An 8,219-nucleotide genomic window follows, 5' to 3' on the forward strand; every position below is an offset into this window, starting at 1 on the left:
TGTACGAGATCGGCGCGGGCACCTCGGAGATCCGCCGCATGCTGATCGGCCGCGAGCTGTTCGCGGAAACGATGTAACGGTGTGCCGGGGCGCCGGAATCACCTCCGGCGCCCCCGGACATCCGGAGCGCTTCCCGGAACCCATTTACAATCCCACTACCCGTCGCAAGACCGTCACGCAGTCGCCCCCCGTCGACCCATGTCCCACTTCCCCAAACTGCTCTCCTCGCAGATTGCCTTCGATGTGGCGAGAACGATGCTCGACGGGTTCGACAAGCACTACCGTCTGTTCCGCGAGGTCAGCCACCAGGCCAAGCTCAAGTTCGAGTCCGGCGACTGGCACGGGCTGCAGCAGATCCAGCGCGACCGCATCGCTTTCTACAACGAGCGCGTGCGCGAATCGAGCATCATCCTGGAAGACGAATACGACGCCGAGAACATCGACGACGAGATCTGGCAGCAGATCAAGCTGCACTACATCGGGTTGCTGACCAATCACCACCAGCCCGAACTGGCCGAGACCTTCTTCAACTCGGTCTGCACGCGCATCCTGCACCGCTCGTACTTCAACAACGATTTCATCTTCGTGCGTCCGGCGATCTCGACCGAATACATCGAAAACGAGGAATCGCCGACGCGGCCGACCTTCCGCGCCTACTATCCGGGCAGCCGCGAGGGCATGGCGGCATGCTTCGAGCGCATCGTGCACAATTTCCAGCTGGAGCGCCCGTTCGAAGACCTGACGCGGGATATCGGCTACGTGGTGCGCGCCGTCAGCGAGCATTTCGGCGACTTCCGCATCGCGCCGAATTTCCAGGTCCATACGCTGTCGTCGCTGTTCTTCCGCAACAAGTCTGCCTTCATCATCGGCCGCATCCTGAACGGCGACCGCACCTTCCCGCTGGCAATTCCGATCGTGCACGGCCCTTCGGGCAAGCTGATGCTCGACACGGTGCTGCTGAAGAAGGAACAGCTGCTGATCCTGTTCTCGTTCACGCATTCCTACTTCATGGTCGACATGGAGATTCCGTCGGCCTATGTGACCTTCCTGCGCGACATCATGCCGCGCAAGCCGCGCGCGGAGATCTACACCTCGCTGGGCCTGCAGAAGCAGGGCAAGAACCTGTTCTACCGCGACTTCCTGCACCACCTGCAGCATTCGTCGGACAAGTTCATCGTCGCGCCCGGCATCCGCGGGCTGGTGATGCTGGTGTTCACGCTGCCGTCGTACCCGTACGTGTTCAAGGTCATCAAGGACATTATCCCGGCGCCCAAGGACACCACACGCGAGCTGGTGAAGTCGAAGTACCAACTGGTCAAGCAGCACGACCGCGTCGGCCGCATGGCCGATACGCTGGAGTACTCCGACGTGGCCTTCCCGCTGTCGCGCTTCGACGAAGCGCTGGTGCGCGAGTTCGAGCAGCACGCGCCGTCAATGATCGAATACCAGCGCGGCAAGCAGGGAGGCGAGGAGATCGTGGTGCGCCACGTCTATATCGAACGCCGCATGACGCCGCTGAACATCTACCTGCAGGAAGGCTCCGACGAGCAGGTCGAGCACGGCGTGCTGGAATATGGCAACGCCATCAAGGAACTGATGGCCGCCAACATCTTCCCGGGCGACATGCTGTACAAGAACTTCGGCGTCACGCGGCACGGGCGCGTGGTGTTCTACGACTACGACGAGATCGAGTACCTGACCGACTGCAATATCCGCGAAGTGCCGCAGCCGCGCAACGAGGAAGAGGAGATGTCGGGCGAGGTCTGGTACACGGTGCGTCCGCACGATATTTTTCCCGAGACGTTCCGCACGTTCCTGCTGGGCGACACGCGCGTGCGCGCGGCGTTCCTGCGGCACCATTCGGATTTTTTCGACCCTGCCATGTGGCAGGGCCACAAGGACCGGCTGCTGGCCGGACATGTCCATGACTTTTTTGCCTATCACCCTACCGAGCGATTCATCAACCGCTACGGCGCTGCCTCTGAACTGCCTGCCGCCGACCCTGCAAGGAGAGTCGCATGAATGACGCCATCGCCCAGCTGTTCCGCAACAACCGCGAGTGGGTGGACCGCGTCAACGCGGAAGACCCCGCCTTCTTCACCCGCCTGGCCAACCAGCAGGCGCCGGAATACCTGTGGATCGGCTGCTCCGATTCGCGCGTGCCGGCCAACCAGATCCTGGGGCTGGCCCCGGGCGAGGTGTTCGTCCACCGCAATATCGCCAACGTGATTGCGCACAGCGACCTGAATGCGCTGTCGGTGATCCAGTTCGCCGTGGAAGTGCTCAAGGTGCGCCATATCACGGTGGTGGGCCACTACGGCTGCGGTGGCGTGAAGGTCGCGCTCAAGCGCGAGCGCATCGGCCTGGCCGACAACTGGCTGCGCCATGTGCGCGACGTGGCCGATAAGCACGAGGCCTACCTCGGCACCGTGCTGCGCGAGGAAGACGCCCATACCCGGCTGTGCGAGCTCAACGTGATCGAGCAGGTCAACAACGTCTGCCAGACCACCGTGATCCAGGACGCGTGGTCGCGCGGCCAGGCCATCACCGTGCACGGCTGGATCTACGGCGTGTCCGACGGCCTGCTGCGTGACCTGGGCATGGCCGCCAGCAACAACGACGAGCTGCACGAGCAACTGGCCGCGGCCTACCGCCAGTACGGCGATCCGCCGCAGGCGTCGATCCGCTGACGCACTGCGCCGACACCAGACAACACCCACGCATACCTACCGATCCAGGAGACCCGACATGGAAGAGATCGTCATCGTTTCAGCCGCCCGCACGCCGATGGCTGCGTTCCAGGGCGAATTCGCCAGCGTGACCGCGCCACAGCTCGGCGCCGTCGCCATCCGCGCGGCGGTCGAGCGCGCCGGCCTGAAGCCGGAGCAGGTCGAAGAAGTGGTGTTCGGCTGCGTGCTGCCCGCCGGCCAGGGCCAGGCGCCGGCACGCCAGGCCGCGCTGGGCGCGGGCCTGCCGCTGGGCGTGGGCTGCACCACTGTCAACAAGATGTGCGGCTCGGGCATGCGCGCGGCGATGACCGTCTATGACGGCCTGATCGCCGGCTCGTTCGACATCGCGGTCGCCGGCGGCATGGAAAGCATGACCAACGCACCGTACCTGATCCCGAAGGGCCGCGGCGGCTACCGCATCGGCCACGGCATGATCTACGACCACATGATGCTGGACGGCCTCGAAGACGCCTACGACAAGGGCCGCGCCATGGGCACCTTCGGCGAGGACTGCGCCGCCAAGTACGGCTTCACGCGCGAGCAGCAGGATGAATTCGCGATGGAAAGCGTGCGCCGCGCGCAGCAGGCCACCGAGAAGGGCGATTTCCGCTGGGAAATCGCGCCGGTGACGGTATCGGGCAAGGGCGGCGACACGGTGATCGACACCGACGAAGGCCCGCGCCGCATCAAGCTCGACAAGATCCCGTCGCTGAAGCCGGCGTTTGCCAAGGACGGCACCATCACCGCCGCATCGTCGTCGTCGATCAACGACGGCGCCTCGGCGCTGGTGATGATGCGCGCTTCCACCGCGAAGCAGCTGGGCCTGCAGCCGATCGCCCGCATGCTGGGCCACACCACGCATGCGCAGGCACCGGGCTGGTTCACCACCGCGCCGGTGGAAGCGATCGCCAAGCTTTACCGCAAGCTCGACTGGACCACCGACAACGTCGACCTGTTCGAGATCAACGAGGCCTTCGCGGTGGTGCCGATGGCTGCCATGCACGACCTCAAGATCCCGCGCGACAAGGTCAATATCCACGGCGGCGCGTGCGCGCTGGGGCATCCCATCGGGGCTTCGGGCGCGCGCATCATGACCACGCTGATCGGCGCGCTGCGCAAGACCGGCGGCAAGCGTGGGGTGGCGAGCCTGTGCATTGGTGGCGGCGAAGCGACGGCGGTGGGGATCGAGCTCCTGTAACGTTTCCTTCTCCGCTTGTGTGCTCCCCTCTCCCGCGTGCGGGAGAGGGGCTGGGGGTGAGGGCCGGCGCGTGCCAAGCGTGACGCGCCGCACTTCGTGGTAACGCCCGCCCTCATCCCAACCCTCTCCCGCAAGCGGGAGAGGGAGCAAGACAGTGGCAGTTTGCTGAACCGTGGCCAGCCGTACCGTTCGACGCGCCGGCCAGTTTGAGAAAGGAGCAACCCTTGCCAACCGTCCTCATCCTCGGTGCCTCCCGCGGCATCGGCCTTGAATTTGTCCGCCAGTACCGTGCCGACGGCTGGCGCGTCATTGCGGCGGCGCGCACGCCGGAGGGCGTGGGCGCGCTGCAGGCGCTCGGTGCCGAAGCCCACCAGGTCGACCTGTCCGATCCCGGCGCGGTCGCCGGCCTGGGCTGGAAGCTCGACGGCGAAGCGCTCGACGTGGCGGTCTACAACGCCGGCGTGCTGGGACCGCGCACCGAAGGCGCGCAGCCGGTAACGCCGCAGGACTTTGATCGGGTGATGCACGTCAACGTGCTCGGGCCCATGATGGCACTGCCGCTGGTGCTGCCCTACGTCGAAGCCGGCCAGTCCGGCCACGGCGGCGTACTGGCGGTGCTGTCCTCGCGCATGGGCAGCATCGGCGGCATGGAGCACAACGCCAGCTGGCTGTACCGCGTCAGCAAGGCCGGCGCCAACGCGGCGCTGCGCGCGGTGTCGCTCGACGCGCGCCATGCCACCTGCGTCGCGCTGCACCCGGGCTGGGTCAAGACCGACATGGGCGGCCAGGAAGCCGACCTGAGCGTTCAGCAGAGCGTCAAGGGCATGCGCCAGGTGCTGGCCGGCGTCAAGCGACGCGACAACGGCACCTTCCACAACTACGACGGCACGCCGATCCCCTGGTGATCGCGGCGCGCACGACCAACCGACCATCGATATGCTGCTGACCCCCGAACAGGAAATGATCCGCGACGCCGTGCGCCAGTTTGCGCAAGAGGTAATCGCTCCGCAGGCCGCGCAGTGGGACCGCGACAAGACCTTCCCCAAGGACGTGCATCGCGAGCTGGCCGCGCTGGGTGCCTACGGCGTGGCCGTGCCCGAGGAATACGGTGGTGCCGGCCTGGACTACCTGTCGCTCGCGCTGATCCTGGAAGAGATCGCGGCCGGCGACGGCGGCACTTCCACCGTCATCAGCGTCAACAACTGCCCGGTGTGCAGCATGCTGATGTCGTTTGCCAGCGAAGCGCAGAAGCAGCAATGGCTGGTGCCGCTGGCGCGCGGCGAGATGCTCGGCGCATTCTGCCTGACCGAGCCGCACGTCGGCTCCGACGCATCGGCACTGCGCACCACCGCGGTCCGCGACGGCGACGATTACGTGCTCAATGGCGTCAAGCAGTTCATCACCAGCGGCCAGAATGCCGACGTCGCAATCGTGCTGGCGGTGACCGACAAGGCCGCCGGCAAGCGCGGCATCAGCGCGTTTATCGTGCCGACGTCGACGCCGGGCTACGTGGTGGCGCGGCTGGAAGACAAGCTCGGCCAGCATTCGTCGGACACCGCACAGATCCTGTTCGAGGACTGCCGCGTGCCGGCGGCCAACCTGCTGGGCGACGAGGGCGGCGGCTACAAGATGGCGCTGTCGGGGCTGGAAGGCGGGCGCATCGGCATCGCCTCGCAGAGCATCGGCATGGCGCGCGCCGCGTTCGATGCCGCACTGGCGTATGCGAAGGAACGCGAGAGTTTTGGCCAGCCATTGTTCCAGCACCAGGCGGTGCAGTTCCGCCTGGCCGAGATGGCGACCCGTATCGACGTGGCGCGCCAGATGGTGTGGCACGCCGCGGCGCTGCGCGACGCCGGCCGCCCGTGCCTGAAGGAAGCGGCGATGGCCAAGCTCTTTGCCAGCGAGATGGCGGAGCGGGTCTGCTCCGACGCGATCCAGGTGTTCGGCGGCTACGGCTATGTCAGCGACTTCCCGGTCGAGCGCATCTACCGCGACGTGCGCGTGTGCCAGATCTACGAGGGCACCAGCGATATCCAGAAGATCCTGATTGCGCGCGCACTTGCCTGATCATGGCTTAAACAGCGTACGATGATGCCAAGTGCCGCCGGCGCCCCCGGCAAGGGCGGCACGACCCCGACTCCCGACTCGGCAAGACAAGAACAAGGGCTCCCGACATGACCGCAGCGATCGACTTCTACTTCGATTTCTCTTCGCCCTACGGATATTTCGCCAGCACCCGCATCGATGAGCTGGCGCAGAAGTACGGCCGTATCGTCGCCTGGCACCCGATCCTGCTGGGGGTCGTGTTCAAGACCACCGGCGCGTCGCCGCTGCCGCAGCTGCCGCTCAAGGGCGACTACAGCTGGCGCGATTTCGAGCGCACCGCGCGCTTCCACGACATCGAGTACAAGCGGCCCACGCATTTCCCGCTGCCGACCACGCATGCCGCCCGCGCCATGCTGTGGCTGCAGAACCATCACGGCGCCGATATCGCCGCGGCGTTCGCCAGGTCGGTGTACCGCGCACTGTTCGTCGACGACATCAATATTGCCGAGCCGGCCGAGATCATGAAGCTGGCGGAGCCGCTGGGCATCGACGTGCAGGCCATGGATGCCGGCGCCATCAGCTACCAGATCAAGGACCAGCTCAAGGCCGAGATAGACGTGGCGATGGCCAAGGGCGTGTTTGGCTCGCCCTTCGTCATCGTCGACGGCGAGCCCTTCTGGGGTTTCGACCGTTTTGACCAGGTCGAGGCGCACCTGAAGGCGCGCCGCCAGACCGAACTCCGGGCTGTACCTGGTGTAACCAGCCTGGACAACAAGGAAAAGAAACCCGCATGACCGCAGTAACCCTGGGCCATTCCGGCCGCTTCGATTGCGTGATCTTCGACTGCGACGGCGTGCTCGTTGACAGCGAGCCGATCGTCAACCGCGTGCTCAACCAGATGCTGAACGAACTCGGCATCGAGATCTCGCTGGAAGACTCCACGCGCCTGTTCCTCGGCCGCGCCGTGCGCGAGGAACTGGACATGATAGAACGCATGCGCGGCGCGCCGCTGCCCGAGAACTGGCTGTCGACCTGGCTGGCGCGCCGCAACGCGGTGCTCGAGGCCGAAGTGGCGGCCGTGGCGCACGTGCGCGACGTCATCGGCAAGATCGCCGCCACCGGCATGCCGGTGTGCGTGGCGTCCGGCGCCGACCGCATCAAGGTCAAGCTGCAGCTGACCAAGACCGGGCTGGTCGAGCTGTTCCAGCAGGATGAGCGCGAGCATATCTTCTCTGCCACCGAGGTGGCGCGCAGCAAGCCGGCGCCCGACGTGTACCTGCTGGCCGCGCGCACCATGGGCGTCGAGCCGGCGCGCTGTGCCGTCATCGAAGACAGCCCCACCGGCGTCACCGCCGGCGTGGCCGCGGGCATGACGGTGTTCGGCTACGCTGCGCGCAACGACGCCGCGTCGCTGCGCGAAGCGGGTGCGCACACGCTCTTCACCGACATGCGCGAACTGCCGGAGCTGGTGGGATGACAGCGCGCCGTCCGCCCAAGGCCGGTCCGGTGCCGTGCCCATGCGGCGGCGCAGACTATGCCGCGTGCTGCGGCCGCTTCCATCGCGGCGAGGCCCTGCCGCCCAATGCCGAGGCGCTGATGCGCTCGCGCTACAGCGCCTATGTGCTGAACGACACCGACTGGCTGCGCCAGACCTGGCATCCGTCTACCTGTCCGGTGGATCTTGCGCCAGACACCGCCACGCGCTGGCTCGGGTTGTCGGTGAAGTCGCACGCGCAGCAGGACGACACGCATGCCGAAGTGGAGTTCGTCGCGCGCTACAAGGTTGGCGGGCGCGCCTGGCGGCTGCACGAGCGCAGCCGCTTTGTGCACGAGCCGCGCGCGCCCGGCGAGACCCCGCGCTGGCTCTATGTGGATGGCGACATGATCGGGGAAGCGCCATGAGCATCGCCACATAGCCCGGCCTCCACCCCCCGCACGCAGCGCAGGCTGGACGGATCCCCACCAAGACCCAAGCACGAAGAGACGATACGATGCCCACGCTGGAAACCAAACTGAACGCCCGCTCAGAATCGTTCAAGGCCAACGCCGACGCGATGCGGGAACTGGTGGCCGACCTCAAGGCGAAGATCGCGAAGCTGGCGCAGGGCGGCGGTGACGATGCGCGCAACAAGCACCTGTCGCGCGGCAAGCTGCTGCCGCGCGACCGCATGCAGCAACTGCTCGATCCGGGCACGCCGTTCCTGGAGCTGTCGCAGCTCGCCGCTTACGACATGTATGACGATGCC

At 66.2% G+C, this 8,219-nt stretch carries 8 protein-coding genes and 1 pseudogene; all 9 read left to right on the plus strand.

Going from position 1 to position 8,219, the window contains the following annotated elements; all coding sequences use genetic code 11:
- The first annotated feature begins 198 nt into the window (after nucleotides 1-198).
- Nucleotides 199-2,022 (plus strand): bifunctional isocitrate dehydrogenase kinase/phosphatase, encoded by a 1,824-nt coding sequence (gene aceK / locus J8I82_RS36660; protein WP_209765381.1) that lies wholly within the window; start codon nucleotides 199-201, stop codon nucleotides 2,020-2,022.
- Nucleotides 2,019-2,690: a carbonate dehydratase gene (can, locus tag J8I82_RS36665; RefSeq protein ID WP_209765383.1), complete on the plus strand. Its 672-nt coding sequence runs from the start codon at nucleotides 2,019-2,021 to the stop codon at nucleotides 2,688-2,690. The genes aceK and can overlap by 4 nt, the downstream gene beginning before the upstream one ends.
- Nucleotides 2,691-2,748: 58 nt before the next feature.
- A complete protein-coding gene (locus J8I82_RS36670) occupies nucleotides 2,749-3,927 on the plus strand; it encodes an acetyl-CoA C-acetyltransferase (protein ID WP_209765385.1) in 1,179 nt (392 codons plus the stop codon).
- Nucleotides 3,928-4,151: 224 nt separating this feature from the next.
- Nucleotides 4,152-4,832 carry an SDR family oxidoreductase gene (locus J8I82_RS36675; protein ID WP_209765387.1) on the plus strand — a complete coding sequence of 227 codons (681 nt, stop codon included), beginning with the start codon at nucleotides 4,152-4,154 and terminating at the stop codon, nucleotides 4,830-4,832.
- Between the two features lie 31 nt (nucleotides 4,833-4,863).
- Nucleotides 4,864-5,994: an acyl-CoA dehydrogenase family protein gene (locus J8I82_RS36680; RefSeq protein ID WP_209765405.1), complete on the plus strand. Its 1,131-nt coding sequence runs from the start codon at nucleotides 4,864-4,866 to the stop codon at nucleotides 5,992-5,994.
- Nucleotides 5,995-6,101: 107 nt separating this feature from the next.
- On the plus strand, nucleotides 6,102-6,767 hold the full coding sequence (locus J8I82_RS36685) for a 2-hydroxychromene-2-carboxylate isomerase (protein ID WP_209765417.1): 666 nt from the start codon (nucleotides 6,102-6,104) through the stop codon (nucleotides 6,765-6,767).
- Nucleotides 6,764-7,450: an HAD family hydrolase gene (locus J8I82_RS36690; RefSeq protein ID WP_209765419.1), complete on the plus strand. Its 687-nt coding sequence runs from the start codon at nucleotides 6,764-6,766 to the stop codon at nucleotides 7,448-7,450. Before J8I82_RS36685 ends, J8I82_RS36690 begins: the two co-directional genes overlap by 4 nt.
- A complete protein-coding gene (locus tag J8I82_RS36695; protein ID WP_209765421.1) occupies nucleotides 7,447-7,875 on the plus strand; it encodes a YchJ family protein in 429 nt (142 codons plus the stop codon). The genes J8I82_RS36690 and J8I82_RS36695 overlap by 4 nt, the downstream gene beginning before the upstream one ends.
- An 89-nt stretch (nucleotides 7,876-7,964) precedes the next feature.
- Nucleotides 7,965-8,219 (plus strand): annotated as a pseudogene (locus J8I82_RS36700) (methylcrotonoyl-CoA carboxylase); the annotation flags it as partial.

Source organism: Cupriavidus consociatus (assembly GCF_017814975.1).
GTDB lineage: Bacteria > Pseudomonadota > Gammaproteobacteria > Burkholderiales > Burkholderiaceae > Cupriavidus > Cupriavidus consociatus.

Coding starts and splice junctions, on each gene's coding strand:
- aceK (WP_209765381.1), top strand. CDS start 199: ATGTCCCACTTCCCCAAACTGCTCTCCTCGCAGATTGCCTTCGATGTG.
- can (WP_209765383.1), top strand. CDS start 2,019: ATGAATGACGCCATCGCCCAGCTGTTCCGCAACAACCGCGAGTGGGTG.
- J8I82_RS36670 (WP_209765385.1), top strand. CDS start 2,749: ATGGAAGAGATCGTCATCGTTTCAGCCGCCCGCACGCCGATGGCTGCG.
- J8I82_RS36680 (WP_209765405.1), top strand. CDS start 4,864: ATGCTGCTGACCCCCGAACAGGAAATGATCCGCGACGCCGTGCGCCAG.
- J8I82_RS36685 (WP_209765417.1), top strand. CDS start 6,102: ATGACCGCAGCGATCGACTTCTACTTCGATTTCTCTTCGCCCTACGGA.
- J8I82_RS36690 (WP_209765419.1), top strand. CDS start 6,764: ATGACCGCAGTAACCCTGGGCCATTCCGGCCGCTTCGATTGCGTGATC.
- J8I82_RS36695 (WP_209765421.1), top strand. CDS start 7,447: ATGACAGCGCGCCGTCCGCCCAAGGCCGGTCCGGTGCCGTGCCCATGC.